9 protein-coding genes and 1 pseudogene are annotated in these 16,274 nt (G+C 69.9%); 6 read left to right on the forward strand and 4 right to left on the reverse strand.

The annotated features are described in order from the left end of the window. Positions 1-257: 257 nt before the first annotated feature. Entirely contained in the window at positions 258-4,868 is a 4,611-nt protein-coding gene (locus tag ACFV3E_RS43655; protein ID WP_500541687.1) for an AAA family ATPase, read from the reverse strand. Further along, positions 4,865-5,749 (reverse strand): hypothetical protein, encoded by an 885-nt coding sequence (locus ACFV3E_RS43660; RefSeq protein WP_500541689.1) that lies wholly within the window; start codon positions 5,747-5,749, stop codon positions 4,865-4,867. Before ACFV3E_RS43660 ends, ACFV3E_RS43655 begins: the two co-directional genes overlap by 4 nt. Before the next feature lie 274 nt (positions 5,750-6,023). Between ACFV3E_RS43660 and ACFV3E_RS43665 the strand changes: the two genes are divergently transcribed. From ACFV3E_RS43665 to ACFV3E_RS43675, 3 genes are all read left to right on the forward strand, one after another. Continuing rightward, entirely contained in the window at positions 6,024-6,836 is an 813-nt protein-coding gene (locus ACFV3E_RS43665) for a hypothetical protein (RefSeq protein ID WP_500541691.1), read from the forward strand. Positions 6,837-7,450: 614 nt separating this feature from the next. Continuing rightward, positions 7,451-7,771 (forward strand): hypothetical protein, encoded by a 321-nt coding sequence (locus tag ACFV3E_RS43670; protein ID WP_500541693.1) that lies wholly within the window; start codon positions 7,451-7,453, stop codon positions 7,769-7,771. Positions 7,772-7,958: 187 nt separating this feature from the next. Then, entirely contained in the window at positions 7,959-10,406 is a 2,448-nt protein-coding gene (locus tag ACFV3E_RS43675) for a helicase associated domain-containing protein (protein ID WP_500541695.1), read from the forward strand. A gap of 192 nt (positions 10,407-10,598) precedes the next feature. Here the strand turns inward: ACFV3E_RS43675 and ACFV3E_RS43680 are convergent, their stop codons facing one another. After that, positions 10,599-11,357, reverse strand: a complete 759-nt coding sequence (locus tag ACFV3E_RS43680; RefSeq protein ID WP_500541697.1) for a hypothetical protein — start codon at positions 11,355-11,357, stop codon at positions 10,599-10,601. 935 nt (positions 11,358-12,292) lie between these two features. Further along, complete coding sequence (locus ACFV3E_RS43685; protein WP_500541699.1) at positions 12,293-12,892, reverse strand: hypothetical protein; 600 nt, start codon at positions 12,890-12,892, stop codon at positions 12,293-12,295. Between the two features lie 458 nt (positions 12,893-13,350). Here ACFV3E_RS43685 and ACFV3E_RS43690 point away from each other — a divergent pair, with 458 nt between their 5' ends. The 3 genes and pseudogenes from ACFV3E_RS43690 to ACFV3E_RS43700 all read left to right on the forward strand — a co-directional run bounded on the left by ACFV3E_RS43690 (position 13,351) and on the right by ACFV3E_RS43700 (position 15,794). Beyond that, positions 13,351-13,476 (forward strand): hypothetical protein, encoded by a 126-nt coding sequence (locus ACFV3E_RS43690; RefSeq protein ID WP_431969255.1) that lies wholly within the window; start codon positions 13,351-13,353, stop codon positions 13,474-13,476. A 124-nt stretch (positions 13,477-13,600) separates the two neighbouring features. Continuing rightward, positions 13,601-14,657, forward strand: a pseudogene (locus ACFV3E_RS43695) (hypothetical protein). A 61-nt stretch (positions 14,658-14,718) separates the two neighbouring features. Then, a protein-coding gene (locus ACFV3E_RS43700; RefSeq protein WP_500541701.1) for an IS630 family transposase occupies positions 14,719-15,794 on the forward strand; the annotation gives its coding sequence in 2 pieces (ribosomal slippage) (positions 14,719-15,165 and positions 15,168-15,794; 1,074 coding nt in all). The last annotated feature ends 480 nt before the right edge of the window (positions 15,795-16,274 follow it).

Raw genomic sequence — 16,274 nt, forward strand, 5'->3', positions numbered from 1 at the left:
AGGCCAGGCCCCGCACCGACTCCGACCAACAGCCAGTTCCATTGGCCGACCCGCCGCGAGTGGGCCCGCAACCGCACTTCCGACCGCGTCCAGAACTCCTGGTCCGACGTTTCCAACCCGCTCATAGCAGTCGTGCCGCTCGGACTTCGGACGCCGGCTTGATCTGGCCGGACGCCCTGACCCAGTGTTCCTGTCACCGCAGTGGACATCGCATCCCAGTCGAAATGCCGGCGGTGCGGCCACGGCTGCGGAGTCGCTCAGCGGCGGACGGTGAGGGCTGCCAAGCCTGCTGGTCCGCCGAAGGCGATCGCCGGGTCGGTGGTGTCCGGCATGCTGCCATCGGGGAGGGTGCAGAGGGAAGTGAGGGGGGTGCCGGTGACCACCCGCATGAGCTCTTCCCCGGTCCACGGGTTCCAGAGGCGCACGGTGGTGTCGCTCGAGCCCGCGGTGGCGAGGAGCGGCTGCGGCGAGGTGGGGGTGGGTGGCAGAAGGCCGATGGCGGAGACCGGGCCGTGGTGCCCCTCGAGTACGGGGTACGCCTCCGTCCGAGGAGCGTCCGGGGACCAGAGCCGGACGCAGCCGTCGCTGCCGCCGGTGACCAGCAGGGAACTGCCGTCCTCCGCGGGGCAGACGGCGAGCGAAGGGACGGGGCCCGTGCGGCCGGGCAGGCGCAGGTGTGACGGCGCACCGACGCGGCTGAACCTCACGGTACGGCCGCTGGAGAAGGCCACGAGCGGGCCCGTCTCGGTTGGCAGAGCCGCGAGGGCGCGCACGGCCGCGTCCTCGCGGACGAGCTCCCAGCGTTGCTCGCCGCTGGCGAGGTCATGGAAGCAGATGCTTCCCGCGCTCGTGCCGCTGACCAGGACGACGTCGTCGGTGCCGGGGAGGGAGAGCGTGGTGAGAGAGCGGACGCTCGCCGCCTGCCAGCTCTGGTCCACCGGAGGGGACTGCCAGCCGCGCTGCTCGTCCCAGCGGCCGATCAGGCCGTTCTTCAGGCCGATGACGACGGACGCCGACCCGTCCGGCCAGACGTGGGTGGCCAGGGCGGTCAACGTGTCGCAGTCCCATTCGGCAGGCCACGTCAGCTGCTGGGGACGCCGCCGCGTACGCCGCAGCTGCCCCCTCGCCGCCGACCGGATGCTGACGGCACCTGAACGGGCGGGCGTCAGCAGGCTGGGGCCGTCGCCCGATCCGGGGAGCACGGCTAGGAGGGAGCCGTCTTCTGACGCCTCCAGATCGAGTTCCGGCTCCGACGTGCGCCCGGCGGGGTTCCAGATCCGGACCGTCCGGTCCAACGATGCGGACACCACGAAGGGCATCCGCTGTTCCGTATCGACTGTGACCACGGCCTTGACTCTTCCCGTGTGGTCGGGCGGGGATGTGTACACCTTTTCCCCCGTGGCCGGATCCCAGAGGCTCACGGGCCCCCCGTCGGTGCCGCCGAGTGCCAGCAGTGTTCCGAAATCCGGATGGGGGTAGGGCCCGAGGGAGGCTGCCGACCGCGGGATGCGCGCTGCCTTGTTCTCCTCGCCGGTGAGCGCGTCGTAGGTCCGCACGCTGCGCGTCGTGCTCGAAGCCGCGGCGAGCCGGGGACGGCCCTGCTGGTCGAAGTACAGGGCGAGCGCGACCACTCCCCGTCCCTGCCCGTGCACCACGGTGACGACGTCCAGCGATTCGGCGTCCAAGACCTCCACCGTGCTGTTTTTGCCGCCCGCTGCGAGCAGCGTCCTGCCCGAGGGGAGCCGCAACGTCGCCAACGCCTTGACTGAGGGGCCCATCACACCGTCGAGGGGCCTGAGAGGCAGGACCAGTGCCTCCTCGTCGAAGGGATCACAGGTGATCAGCCCCGCGTCGGTTCCGACGGCCAGCCGGGCCCGTCCGGTCCTGGTCCTGAAGGCGGCGAGGGCGAACACGGCTCCTGGCATCGGGAGCCGGGCCACATCGCCGCTCTGCGGGTCGTAGATCCAGACGCCGTGGGAGGTGCCCACCGCGAGCAAAGGGCTCTCCGCGGGGGCGGTCAGCACGGCCAGGGCGCGTACGTGCGGGGCCGGCCGGAAGGGCAGGCCGAACTCCGTTCCCGTGCGCGGGTCCCACACGCGCACCTCACCACCCTGATCGCCCGCCGCGACGAGCGGGCTGCCGTCCGGAAGGGTGAAGGACACCAGCGAGGCGAGGGGGGCCGAGGTGCGTGCCAAGAGGTTGTCGGGCACACGCAGTTGGTTCCACCGCGGTGTGACCCCGGGGCGGTAGCCGGGTAGGGGCTGTGTCGCGACCATGTTCCCGGTGGCACCACGCCCGACAGCCGTGCCCAGGAGGGACAAGCGGAGGCTGTCGGCTCGGGCCATTGCTCCTGCATCACCCAGGAACGCTTCGATACGGGCCCACGCGGCGAGGCGCGCGGCACCGGTGTGGAAGTCGGCGGGGAGTCCGAGGGCCGCTCGGACCGTGCCGCTCGTCTCCCATGGCAGGAACCGCCAGGGGACGTGCAGGTCATCGACCAGTCCGGCGGCGGCAACGTGCCCGATGAGGTGGCGTCGTAGGTACGGGTGCGGGGGCTGGTCCGGCGCCGGGGGGAGCAGCTCTCCGAAAACCCAAACGAGTTGCGCGTGCGTGGCGGTGATCGAGATCTCGGGGAAGCGCTCCGCCGGGTCCGTGTCCGGGAGACTAAGCAGGAACTGCGGTGAGTACCGGAGGGTTTCGCTGATCCGTTCGTGGATCGGCCGGTACACGGTCCGCTCGTCCTCGACCGCGGTGGTCAGGTAGCCGTTGAGACGGCTGGCCATCACTTGGCGGATGACCGCGTCCGGGTCGGCTACGGGGGTCAGGCACAGCGCCCGCACCGCGGCGGGCCAGATGTCGGCCCAGGGTAGTCCCGCCCCCTGCCCGAAGGCGGACGTCCGCAACACGGTCATCAGGTGTTCGGCCGGGGTGTCGTGCCATCGGGCTACCTCACCGAGGTCCTCGCGAAGCAGCGCCTCGGTCCCCTCGCGCAGGGTCCGGCGCCACCAAGCGTCGTCGGGGCTCGGCAGGACACGCATCGAGCGAAGTCGCTCGGCGGCGATCCGGGCGTCCAGGAAGGAGGGGGACACCTCTTCGGCGACCGCTGCGGCCAGCGAGCGGTGCTGGTACAGGAGCTGGGGCTGGGCGGGGTCCAGCGCCGGGAGCTCCGGCCGCCCTTCCTCGGCGCCGCCTTGGCCTTCGTACGGGGCCTGGAGCAGCGCGCGGACGTATGCGGCGATGTCGCCCCTGGTCGCCTCGACGTCGTCCGTGCGGATTGGGTTCCCGGAGTGAGTGGCCCGGATGAGGAGCCCGAGCAGGTCGGTGGAAGGGGCCGTGGGGGTCGAGGTGGAGGGGCGCCACGCTTCGCCCTCGACGGCCGTCGTGTACTTCCTGGGGCTGCGGACGCCCAGAAGCAGCCGGACCGCGGGACGTCCGTCCGTATCCATGCGCAGTTGGGTGAGGGGGCGGATCAGGTCGGTGATGACGCGCGTCGGGTTTCTGGCCTCGTCGATGCCGTCGACCACGAGGGTCAGGGGCCGCCTCCGCAGCAGGGCAAGCTCCCCTACGAGCTTGCACAGGGCCACCACTGGGCCCTCGTCCAGGGGCTTCGCTGGCGCTCTGGATGCCGTCCGGGTGCGTGCCGTACGCGCCGTGCCGACGGCGCTCGGGGAGCCGCCGAGCGCCTCGTACAGGGTCTGGGCGAGTTCGTCCGGATCGGAGTTGCGGGCGAGGGCGGCCGCGTCCACTGACCCCACCGGGACGTCGAGTTCCTCGGGGATGTCGGCGATGAGCGGACTGTAGTGCGGGTCCGCGCGGAATTGGGCGTCGCTGAGGGTCACCATGCGGGCGAGGAGGGCGGACTTCCCCGATCCGGCCTCGCCGGTGACGATGAGTACGTTCTCGGGGCCGACCAGGAACGCGAGCACCCGCTTGACCAGCTCGGTGCGCCCGGTGAAGTACCAGCCGGGGTCGCCGGCTCCCGGGTGACCGGAGGCGCGTGAGATCCAGTACGTGTTCAGCTCGGTCCGGGTCCACCCGACCTGGCTGAGGGAGGCACCGAGTACGGGTTCGACGGCCGTGTAGCCGGGGTTCGGAAGGCAGGCGCTCGGCTGTTGGTGCGCCCTCTGGACCGCGGCGGATGGGGTCGGCCAGATCTCGTGGACGTCGGCCATGGTGTTCGCGTCGAACACCGCGCCGACGATGCCCTTCCAGTCCTGCCAGCTGAGGTGGGACCCGGCGTAGCCGTTGGCCCGGTCCGCGCAGTGCTCGTGGGCGGCCCGGAGCAGGTTGGTGAACTGACCGAGTCGGGGCCTGCTCTCGTCGTTGCCGGCCGCGAGTACGACGAGCGAGCCGAGCGAGCGGCGGCCCTCTCGGAGCGCCTTCAGGTTGGCCTTGAGCTCGGTTTCGAGCCGGCCGGAGAAACAGGAGTCGACCATCACCAAGACGTGCGTGGCCTGGGAGTCCAGCACGGTCGCGATCAGTTCGGCGGTCGGGAAGGCGGTGCTGAGCGGCCGGTCCTCGTAGGAGTCGGGCAAGCGCAGGAAGTGCTGGGGGGAGTTGGCGGGGGCCAGACCATGGCCGGTGACGTAGACGACGAGCGCTTCGTCGTCGTCCACCTCGGCGAGTTCCTCGTTCAGGAGGAACTCGCGCAGGTCCCTCAGGTTACGGAGCTGCTTGGGCCGGGCGGGGGCGAAGCGGCGCCCGTCGTCGAGGCCGGGATCGGCCCACCAGCCCTCCACAACGGTCACCTGCGCCGAGACGCCCGTGCTGAACTCCTGCTGCTGTGCCGGGGTCCCATCGTCGTACTCGGTGACGGCTATGACGAGGAGGCGACGGGTGTACGTGCCGGGGACCGGGTCGCGCGTCATGGCCGACCGCCCGCCACTGCGCGGGCCACGGGCTGGCTGCGGAGGTAGCGCATGGCGCTGTGGGGGTCGCCCACGCCGTTGCGGACCGCGGCATCGACCAGCCCCGGTGCCACCCGGCACAGCCCCGCGCCGCCGGTGACCACGTCGTCCGGGTCGTAGACGTTGAGCCACCGGACGTGGTCGGGCAGGCGCAGGTGGTCGCTGTCCTCGATCTTCATGAGCCGCCGCACCGAGGGGATACCCAGTGGGGAACCACAGGTGATGAGGGTGTGGACAGCGGGCCCGGGGACATCTCCGGGTGTCCGACCTGTGGCGTCGTCCTTGTGGCGGAACAGGTCGTAGGCGATGACGCTGCCGAGGGAATGGCCGATGACCACGGAGGTGGTCGGGGTGACGTGGTCCCGGACGAGTGCGCGGACCTTGACGGCCAGGCCCGGCTCCGTCAGATAGGAGCGGACTTCCCGCATCCGCTGGACGAAGAACCGTCCGCCACCGCCGGGGAAGCGGTGGTCATAGGCCATCAGCAGTCGGGTGATCCGGGGCGGCCAGAGCTTCGGCGGGCCCAGTACGGCCAGCGGCTGTTCCTCGGCGTAGGCCAGGTCCTGCGGCCCGACGACGTCACCGAGGGCCTCCGCTACGAACTGTTCCTCCGCCGGTGCCATCGACGCGCCGTAGGGGTCGTCCTGCGGCCCCAACCGATCCGTGCCCTTGGCGAGCAGGGAAGTCCAGTGTGGCATGCGGAGCGTGGGCGGGAGGTCGGGCTGGTCCGTGAACTCCTTGATGCCGCGCCCGAGCGCTTTCCCCCAGTCCCGGGTCAACTGCTCCCCCGAGGTCCTGGACTGTCCGATCCCGTGCACCCCGACGATCTCCGCTGCCTGCATCCGTTCCCCACTCCGCCCGGCCCGTTCCGTGCCGGCATCCATCGACCGTTACCGGCGACCGTCGGTACACGGTCCGGGTTTCCGGGTCGTCGGCCGGATCATGATTGTGCTGTATCTGGACAGGACTTGTCGGTCGATCGGCCGGACTCCCGAAAGACCGGTCACGTCTGCTGGAGTGGTGTATCGATGGCCACTGGGTGATCTCTTCTATGAGGCAGCGCCGCCAGCATGCGTGCGATCATGCTGGTCGCGGGTGTGGAAGGGGAGGGGTGGGATGGCCGGAGTATGGGTGACGGTGTGTCTGCCGGCCGAGGCGGCGGATGATATCCAGGGGGCGCTTGCTCGGGCTGTCGCGCCTTTCTACAGCGACACGGACGACAATCCCGTGGAGCGTGGCATGTGGGATGAACGCCGCATCCAGGGCGGTAGTGACGGTCTGGGTTTCGCGGTCGCGCCCGGCTACGAGGGCGACCCGCGACTCATCCATGACGACCCCGGGCATGATGGCGCGCCCCGTCCCAGCGTTCCGGGCGTGTGTGCCGGGGGACCTCGGGCCCTGCTGGACTTCTCCCAGCCGTACCTCGCGTCCGAGCGTGCGGCCGCCGCGTCCTGGGACTTGTGGCACAGCCTGGTCGCCCTTCACCCGCCGGCCGCTTCCCTGGCGAGTTTCGTGGAGCGCTGGCGGAACGATCCGCAGGCATTTCCGGGTGACCGGTGGGGGGACGAGATGCTCGCCGCCTACCGGGCCCAGCCGCTGATCGCGGCGTACCTGGACCACCCCTTCAGCCTCCGGATGGGCTTTCTGGCCTTTTTCGGACACGACGATCCGGAAGAACACCCTGTCATCGCTTACCAGGGAACGCGCGCCGAGTACATCCGTTGCTTCACCTCCCCGCATCCGAGGGACACGGACGTGCTCACCGTGGACGGCTGGTGGCTGGAAGGCGGCAGTTACGCCGTCCACGCCTCGTGCCACCCGGACCATTGCCCTCACGACCGTCCGGAACCTGTGTGGCCGGGCAGCGAGGCGTACCTCGCAGGCCTTCCCAGCGACACGATCCTCGTCCGGCTCCGCTGCCACGCCTGACCCGCACGCGGTCGAACCTGCGGCCATCGATCCTTCCGGCGATCCGTGTCGCCGCCGCCGACCATGAGGCGTGGGTGCGTGCCTGGGTCGCCATCGTCCTGGACCGCTTCCCCCGGCCGGAGGCGGGTCCCGATCCCGGGACGGTGACGGGCCTTGAACGGCTCGATCAGGGCCCGGACGCGTAGGTGCGCGGGGAGGCGCTGGCAGCCCTCCAGCGGCTGCGCGGAGCGCGCATCCGGGCACCAGATGATCGGGCGGCCCGGGCAGCGGAGCACGCCCCGGGCGCCTGCCCGCCACCCGGGAGGAAGGGCAGCAGAGCCGTTCGGCATCGCTCATGGCTGGCCCGACGGCGGGGAGAGCAGCTGCGGAGAGTTCCTGAGGCTGCCCCCACGCGCCCACCGCTGCCGCCAAGGCCCCGAACGCGGAGCGGCGGCGGTACCGCCGCGCGGTGCCCACTGACCTGCTGCTGTGGCAGGGGCCAGCACCACAGTTCCCCCGGCCCCTGCCTGAACGGCGGGGTCAGGGATGATCGTGCGGTGTTGGTCCATGTGGAAACAGCAGGGCAGGGTCCGTCGGGGTCCGTGTGGGTACGGGCGCGTTCCCAGATCGGCACCGTGGTGGCGCTGTGGAAGGGCGAACCGGTAGATGTGGGCGGTCAGCACCATGCCGAGTGGACCGTCGATGAGGACATCGCATGGCAGGTCAACACCTGGCCGGCCTTCACTGCCGCGCCCGGGCTGAGCAGTGAGGGCGACCGGATCACCTTTCGCGGCCGGCTCGACCTGACCGAGGACGGAGCGGCTTTCCTGAACATGGGAGAGGTAGCGATCCTGTTCGACCTCGCGGACCCGCCACCGCCTCAGGACGCCGACGCCACGTGGGTGGACGTCCGCGTCGCTCGGGACAGCGTCACCCTGTGGCCCTACCACCTGTGACCACAACCCTTCCGAGAGCCCAGTCGTCAGTGATCACGGCGGCACGGGTTTCGGCACGAGACGGGCGGGCTGCCCGGCCACGCGCCAAACGCCTGCACAGCACGGGGCACGCCTCCCCAGGTTGCGGATCCGCCCTCTTCTCCGGCACTCCCGGCCCGCTACCCACTGGCCCGGGAGAATGCCTCGTATGAGTACTGCCGCTCCCACCCCCGCCGTCACGAATCCCGCGTCAGGGCGGGCGGTACTGCGCCCTGATCAGCAGGCCGGCCTCGAGTGTGCGGTGCGGCATCTGCACCGCCCGGCCACGCGGGGCTTGTACGTCTCCGCGTGCGGGACGGGTAAGACGCTGGTCGGCATCCGCCTGGCTGGCAGCATGGGGTCGCGGCTGACCTTGGTGGTGGTGCCGACGCTGGATCTGATTGCGCAGACCGCGTTGGCCTGGCGCAGGGACGGTCGGACCGAGGCGATGGTGGCGGTGTGCTCGATGGACACCCGGGCCCATCAGGGCCTGGCCGAGGCGAATGTCGGCTCGACCGGGGATGCCGCCGGCCTCGCGGCGGTGCTGTCGGCGGTCGGCACCGGTGTCCTGCAGACCGTGACGGTGTTCTGCACCTACGACTCTCTGGACAAGATCGAGGCGGCGCAGCGCATCGGCCGCTCGGTGCCGTCGTTCGACCTTGCGGTCATGGACGAGGCGCACCGCATCGCCGGCCGCGCGGACAAGAAGTGGGCTGCCGTCAACGACAACGCCCGCATCCGCGCCGACCGCCGCCTCTACATGACCGCCACCCCACGCATCTTCGGTGGTCCGGATCTGGCGGAGTCCGCGGATGTACGCCGTCCGCGCCGCCGCCGGCTCGTCGAGCCGGATCTGGATGCGTCGGCGAATTCGATGGACTCCGAGCCGGTCTACGGCAAGAAGATCTTCGAGTACCCGCTCGCCCAGGCGGTTGCCGACGGCGTCCTGGCGGACTACCGGGTGATCGTGCCGACCATCAGCGACGACGAGCTGCGCACCCGCCTCAACCTGCCCACCACGGCGACCGCCCCCGGCCTCGCCTCCGGGGGAGGGGATGCGCTGCGCACCACGGCCCTGCACCTGGCCGTGCTCAAGACCATGGCCGAGCACCAGCTCAAGCGGGTCCTGGTGTACTTCCAGCTCGTCGCCGACGCGAAGAGGTTCACCCGCGAGCTCGGCCACACCCTGCGCCTGCTCCGCACCACCGCCCCCGAGCTGTGCCCGGACCTCGACCCGCTGACGCTATACGTCGACGGCGACCACACCCCGGCCGAGCGCGCCGAGGTCTTCGCCCGCTTCGCCCAGGCCCCGTGCGCGATCATGACGAACGCCAAGGTCGTCGCCGAGGGCGTCGACATCCCCAGCGTCGACGCGGTCGTCTTCGCCGACGTCTCCCGCAGCGTCATCCGCGTCGTCCAGGCCCTCGGCCGCGCCCTACGCCAGCCCGCCGACGCCGGCAAGGTCGCCAGCCTTGTCATCCCCGCCTACATCCCACCCGCCGCCAACCCCGCCGACATCCTCGACACCCCCTACGAGCCGGTCTGGGCCATCGCCACCGCGCTGGCCAGCCACGACCACCGCATCGCCGAACGCCTCCCGAACAAGACCAACCGCCTCCCCCAAGAGACCCGCGAGCTGATCGCGCACCGCTGGCACTTCGACTTCACCGTCCAGCCCGAACGCATCGCCCGCGCCATGGACCTGGTCTCCTTCGACCCCCGCGCCGCCGAATCCCGCCCCCGCCGCGAAGGCCTCGCCTCCGCCCAGGCCTTCCACGACGACCACGGCCACCTCGACGTCCCCACCGACTACACCGACCCCACCGGCTACCACCTCGGCGCCTTCATCACCGGCATGCGCGACGCCCGCCGCACCGACCGACTCAACCCTGACGACCCCGCCGACGCCGCCTGGATCGCCGAACTCAACGCCCTCGACATGATCTGGGACAAACACGACGCCACCTGGCGCGCCCAGCTCACCACCGCAGCCGACTACCACCAAGCGCACGGCCACCTCGCCATCCCCGTCACCACCCCCGGCGGCACCTTCCTCGCCGAACAACGCTCGCTGGCCGCCAACGGCCGACTCGACCCCGCCCGCGCCGCCGACCTCGCCGCCATCGACCCCCACTGGCGCCTGCCCCACGGCCCCGACTGGCACCGCAAATACCACCTGCTCCGCGCCCACCTCGCCGCCGGCCACAACCCCCGCGCCCTCCACATCGACACCGTCATCGGCACGGTCAAGATCGGCCGCTGGCTCCACCGCCAGCTCACCACCTTCACCACCCTCGACCCCGGCCAACAGCAGCTCCTGGCCGACCTCGGCCTGACGCCGGCCACCAACCCCCTCAAGACGCCCTCCAAGGCCCGCCGGACGTTCGCCCAGACCGTCCAGCTCCTCGAGCTGTTCATCGCCCGGGAAGGCCGGCCCCCCACCGCCCGCGAAGAGATCCTCGTCGACGGCGACACCGTCAAGATCGGACCCTGGCTCGCCAAAGCCCGAACCAAGCACCGCACCGGCCAGCTCCCGGCCGACCACGCCACCCTGATCGCTTCCCTGTTCGACGGTGACTGGACCGACGACACCACCCCCGTCAGCCAGTTCGCCTGACCGCCCGGCAGTTCGCCTGCTGATGAGGAGCTGCCCGGCCTGATGGGGCTCGTCCGTGCTCAGGAATGGGACCGACCTGCGCGCTCCGATTCCCCACCCGCGGGTGTGACAAGCCGGCGGCGCCAGGAGCCCTTCCCGTCAGCCAGTCGGCTACTGTGACGCGCCGATAATCAACGGCGGAGAGTTCGCCTTTCAGCCGGGCTGGGTGCCCGGCATCAACTCGACCCTGATGGTGTCGCTCTGCTGGATGAGGTAGATGGCGTCCACGCGCCGATCCCAGCCCACTGGCAGAAGGTAGAACCTGCCTCCCCGCTCGACCAGCTGACGCAGGCCCGTGTACCGGTAGCGGAAGCGAAACTCCTTGCCCAGATCCACTACCTGTACCGATGGGCCGGTGATGCTGAGGCGGTCCGTGGAGTAGAGCGCCACCGCCGTCCTGCTCAAGAGGTTCTTGGCGTCGTTTTGGGCGTCCTGCACTCCCAGTTGGCCGGCCACCAGCGTTGCCGCCCAGAGAAGGAACACTGCGGCTGTGAAGGTGGGGACGGCCCTGTCGCGCAGCCCCCGGGGACGTCGCCCGCCGTTTGCTGCCGGGCTCTGGCCGATGAGGAATCCCGCAGCAATGGTGACGGGTGCGAGCCAGCGGAACGGCTGTATCGCCTGCCAGGCGACCACAAGACCGATGCCAGCGAGGACGATCCAGACGTGGGCCCTGGCAACAACGCCGAACGCGCGGCCAGCAGCAGCCGCGAATCTGGGGGGCAGCAGCGTCGTGGGCAGAAGGCCGGACCCCCGGGCCAGGAGGACACCGAGAACGCAGATGATGACGACGGGCGCCCGGATGAGCCCGAGGCTGTGAATCACGAGCTCACCGAAGCCAAAGCCGAGCGCGAAGATGCTCACATGGAAGTAGGAATAGTAGGCGCTGGCGTAGATCACGCCGAGGTAGAACATGACGGCAGCGAAGAAGGAGGCCTGCGCGATGATGCCGTTAACCAACTGCGTTGCTGATGGCGCGGGAGGAGCCTCGGGCTGCGGCGTACGTGTCCGAATCCGCCTGGTGGCGTGGAACGTGTAAGCCTGGCGCCGTTGTCGCCGCTGTCGGCGGGTACTCATGAGATCGGTGAGTCAAGAGACCCGGCAGAATCCCCGGGCACATCTGTCGTAGTGACCTCCGAGGGAGGCAGATCCGTTGGGGACGGTTCGCCAGCCGTGACACAGACGGCTTCGGGGACGGCTTCGGGGTCGCTGCCGTCAGTAGGCTCTGGCCAAGTCGGCACCTGGCCCTCAGGACACTCCACGGGGTCGCCGGACGGGTAGGTCGGATTGAGAGACAAACCGTTGTTGTCATGCATAGGCCCCGTCGGCGGAGGGCTGGCTGCAGGGACTTGATCGCCGCCGTAGGACCGTTGTGTCTCGCCAGGAGTAGGCAGCGCCGATGCCGCGCCAGTTCCTCCGCCCGACGCGGGTGCGCTGGGGATGCTGGGTCTTTGATCCGGCTGCGGCTGTGGTGCTGTCGCGCACCCCGTGGCGCATAGCGCAACGAGCAGGAAAGCGATCAATACGTACACTCTTGCCGGTCGCGAACGCATGCCCCGTCCCCCCCGAAGCTTCCCAATTGAGCGTAGCGCTGACAATCCGGATGGTCTCCAAATCAGACAACAAACAATCCCGGCCAGTGCCAGCGTTCGCCGAAGGCACCCAGGTGGCTTCCCCAGCGACACCGCCGCCACGACCCCTGCTGCGCGGACGTGCGCCACCAGATGTGAGCAGGCACCCACGCCACGTCTTGTGCCCGCCGGCAATGGGTCAAGGCCTCGAAGCAGGTATGCTCACCCGCGCCAGGCCGCGGCTGTCGTCGACCTGCCGGGTACCCGCCCATGGCCCCGCTACCTGCTCAGCTGCGCGAGGATGCGCTGCGCTTGCCGCTCGGAGATGTTCTCTGCCTTGGCGATCTGGCCGGCGCTGATCCCGGGCGCGGCTTCGACCATGGCGCGGACGCGCTCGAGGCGCTGTTGCGCGCGGGCGAGGCGGGCGTCGGTCTCGGGCGTGCGGGGGGTGGACTCCTTGCTGCTCTTGGGGCGGCCGGCGCCGGCGCGCTCGCCGGGGCGGCTGTCGGGCCAGGCGTGGATGGTGCTGCGGTACCAGTAGGCGACGCCCTCGATAGTCTTGTCCGCCTTCGGGGCGTAGCCGTGGTTGATGTACGCGCGCCAGGCCTCCGGCTTGAGGTCGATGCCGAGCTTGACCAGCTCCTCGCGGGCCTCCTCGCGGTCCAGGAGATCCCTGGGGGACTCGTCGGCGGGCAGGGCGGGGGCGTCCTTGCCGACGAGGTCTGCCCTTATCTGGGCCTTGTCCCAGTACCGCGTGCGGGCGCCGGGGCGGCTGATCGGGTCGGGCAGCTCGCTGGCGAGGGCGGGCGACAGCGTCTTGCGGTTGGCGAGCTCGACGATGCCGTTGGCAAAGATTGCGGTGCGGCCGGCGGGGATCACGGCGGTTCTCCTTGGGTCTGCACGCCGGCGTGGTGCTTCCGGCGGTGCGGTGATGGTCTGCGGGGGAGTGCCAGTTGGGCGTCGTCATCTGAGTGTCAGTTGTGACCCGATGCAGTGGGGGAGCGTCATCACCGAGTCAGCATCAGATCGCTGGCATAGTGCGGTGACCTGCGTCTGCCGACCTGATGTCCTGGCACTTCGTGGCGCTATAGGTTGGCATGGCGCGGCATCGATGCAGGACGTTTCGGTGGTACTCCTCGACCTCGATCCGGCCAGCGGCAGCTCCTGGCCGACCTCGGCTTGACGCCGGCCACGAACCCCCTGAAGGCGCCCTCCAGGGCCCGCCGGACCTTCGCCCAGACCGTTCAGCTTCTGGAGTTGTTCATCGCCCGGGAAAGCCGGCCCCCCACGGCCCGCGAGGAGATCCGCGTCGACGGAGACACCGTCAAGATCAGCCCTTGGCTCGCCAAGGCCACACCAAGCATTGCTCCGGACAGCTCCCGGCCGACCACGCCACGCTGATCGCCTCCCTGTTCGACGGCGACTGGACCGATGACACCACCCCCGTCATCCAGTTCGCATAACCGTCCGACTGATTCGCGCGCCGACGAGGAGCCGTTCGTTTGGTCGGTTTCGCGGTGGTGGAAAAGCTGTTGGCTGGTGATCGCGGAGCCGGGATACTCCGCATGTCCAGGGCGGGGGAGGTGCATGACGGTGTTCGCGTGTGCGACGTGCGACGCCGTGCTGAGCACCCCGCTGTCACAGGTCGCACTTCCCGCCCATGCCCGCCAGACCTGGGGACCTGCTGCCGGTGCTCATGGAGGCGGGGACGTACGCAGTCGACCCGGAGCCGTTCGGGCCTCCATGGCGAAGCTGGAACGAGGTCGACGAAGACGAAGCGGCAGCCCGTGGGGTGTTCGCCCCGGTGGACTCGCTGCCCTTCGGCGACCCGGGAACGATCGTCGTCGCGCCCGGTGACACCCGCGGCACCGTCCTGATCCCGGAGCGATGCGACGGCTACTGCTGCGGGCTCGACGGGCGCGACGGCCCGAACCTTGCCTGCGAGCACTGCGGACAGCCCGTGGCGACCCGCATCGACGACTGCTCACTCTGGTAGGCCGTGCGGTTCGCCCCGCGCGCCGTACGCCGCATCCCCACCGGTGACCCCGCACCCCAGGCAGCAGACTGGCAAGCGCTGGCCACCGAGGTGCATCCCACCCCGCCGGTCGGCCCCTCCGGCGCCTGGAGCCCGCAATGGGCCGCGGCAGCCGGCGTAGCGCTGGCCCACCTCCTGGCAGCCTCGGACGGCACACCCGTGACCGTCCCCGACGGCCTGGCCGCGGAAACCCTCCGCCGCACCCTCGACACCCTGCTCCCGCAGGAGCCGCCAGCGAAGACGGCGGCGTTGGCCGGCCCAGGCCTGCTTACTCCGGGGCCTGCTCTCGACATCCTGCTCGTTCCGCAGCATCCGCGGACAGGGGAAGCGTGGCAGCCGTCCAGCAGTGCGAGGACTGTGCCCCTGCCTGCCGACGTGTGGACACACCTGGCCTTCCACCAGGAAAGGCTGCCCGTGCCCGCAGCAGGTGGACTGCCCGCCGGTGTCATCCGCGACGACCCACTGCCGATGCATCCATGGAGCGTGTTTCGGCCCGACTGGGGAGTTTTCCTCTACACGTTGGCGCGGCTCCCCGCCGTTCGGCAGCCGTGGCTGCGCAGAATCTACGACCGGGTGAAGGATCACCCCTACGCTCGGCCCTTCTACTGACTTGTAATGCGTGATGTCGTGGGGTGCTGACAGGTCGTGATCGTCGCGGTACACCACGGTAATGAGGTACGCGCAGGGTGGCGGGCTGACTGCCGAGCGGAGGGCGTTTCGTGAGCAGATCCGTCTGGACGCAGGCGAGATGTTCGCGGCTGGTAGCGACAACGCCGAGGTGGCGAAGGTGCTGCGGGTTCATGTGCGCTCGGTGCAGCGCTGGCGGCGCGAGTGGGCCGAGCGGGGTGAAGCGGGCCTGGTCTCGAAGGGGCCGGCGTCCCTGCCAAAGCTCAGCGACGAGTTGTTCGTGAAGCTGGAGGCGGCGCTGGCGTTGGGGGCGGTGGCGCACGGCTGGTCTGACGAGCGCTGGACGCTCGCGCGGATCCGGACGCTGATCGGGCGGATGTTCCACAAGAGCTACACCGTGCCCGGGGTGTGCATGTTGCTGCACCGGAACGGCTGGTCGCCCCAGGTGCCGGCTCGCAGGGCGGTGCAGCGCGACGATGAGGCGGTCGCGACGTGGGTGAAGGAGACCTGGCCGGCCGTGGAACCACCGCGGCGGCGCTCGGTGCCTGGACCGTCTTCGCCGACGAGGCCGGGTTCTCGATGACGCCGCACACCGCCCGCACCTGGTCGCGCACAGGCGTCACCCCGGTGATCCGGGTCAACGGCGGCAGCAGACGTCACCTGTCAGCGGTCGCTCTGTGCTGCTACAAGCCCGGCGAGCGGCCGCGGTTGGTCTTCCGACACACCGGTGACCGGCGGGCCGACGGCCGCAAGGGTTTCTCTTGGAAGGACTTACGAGACCTGCTCACCGCCGCCCACACCAAGCTCGGCGGACCTATCGTGCTGATCTGGGACAACGTCGGCCTGCACCTCAGTCGCGCGATGCGCGCCTGGACCACGGCCCGGGACTGGCTGACGGTGTTCCAGTTGCCGGCCTATGCACCGGACCTCAACCCCGTGGAAGGGATCTGGTCCAGCCTGCGACGCACCAGCCTGGCCAACATCGCCTTCACCGACTACACGCAACTGGTCACCGCAGTCCGCCGAGGCCTACGCCAGATCCAGTACCGACCCACCATCATCACCGGCTGCCTCATCGGCACCGGCCTCGCCACAAACCCCGGCGACATCACGCATTAATCCTCGGTAGGGGAGCCCCTTGCCGCGAGCGGTAGCTGACGTTCTCTCACGCTAAACACAAGATGGCTAGAGGCTCCCCCGCGCCGGTAGGGAGGAGAGGAGAATTCGGATTCTCAGAAATTTTTAGGGGAAGGAAGCACCTGTACTCCATGTAGCCAGAGAGACCAACCTGACACCCAGTCACCCGCCACCCCCCGCACTGTAGCCAGCTCGGCCCGCGCCAGCGGGCCGCAGAGGACCGAAGGCGAAGCCGAAGGTCCGTCAGGGACGCGAAGCGGACCTGACCCTGAAGGCGCGTTAGCGCCATAAACTAGGCTGAAGCGAAGCGGAAGCCTAGTCAGGCCCGAAGGGCCGGCATCCGCGAAGCGGATGCAATCCCCGTGCGAAGCACGGGGATTCACGGGCCGCGAAGCGGCCCGTCACCGCCGAGCGAAGCGAGGCGGTTTCACTTGCACATCGCGCAGCGATGTGTTACCCGCC

The organism is Streptomyces sp. NPDC059718 (assembly GCF_042733315.1).
Lineage (GTDB): Bacteria > Actinomycetota > Actinomycetes > Streptomycetales > Streptomycetaceae > Actinacidiphila.

Bases quoted from the DNA above. Each gene is read 5' to 3' on its own strand.
- ACFV3E_RS43655 (WP_500541687.1), bottom strand. From the start codon at position 4,868: ATGACGCGCGACCCGGTCCCCGGCACGTACACCCGTCGCCTCCTCGTC.
- ACFV3E_RS43660 (WP_500541689.1), bottom strand. From the start codon at position 5,749: ATGCAGGCAGCGGAGATCGTCGGGGTGCACGGGATCGGACAGTCCAGG.
- ACFV3E_RS43665 (WP_500541691.1), top strand. From the start codon at position 6,024: ATGGCCGGAGTATGGGTGACGGTGTGTCTGCCGGCCGAGGCGGCGGAT.
- ACFV3E_RS43675 (WP_500541695.1), top strand. From the start codon at position 7,959: ATGAGTACTGCCGCTCCCACCCCCGCCGTCACGAATCCCGCGTCAGGG.
- ACFV3E_RS43680 (WP_500541697.1), bottom strand. From the start codon at position 11,357: ATGTTCTACCTCGGCGTGATCTACGCCAGCGCCTACTATTCCTACTTC.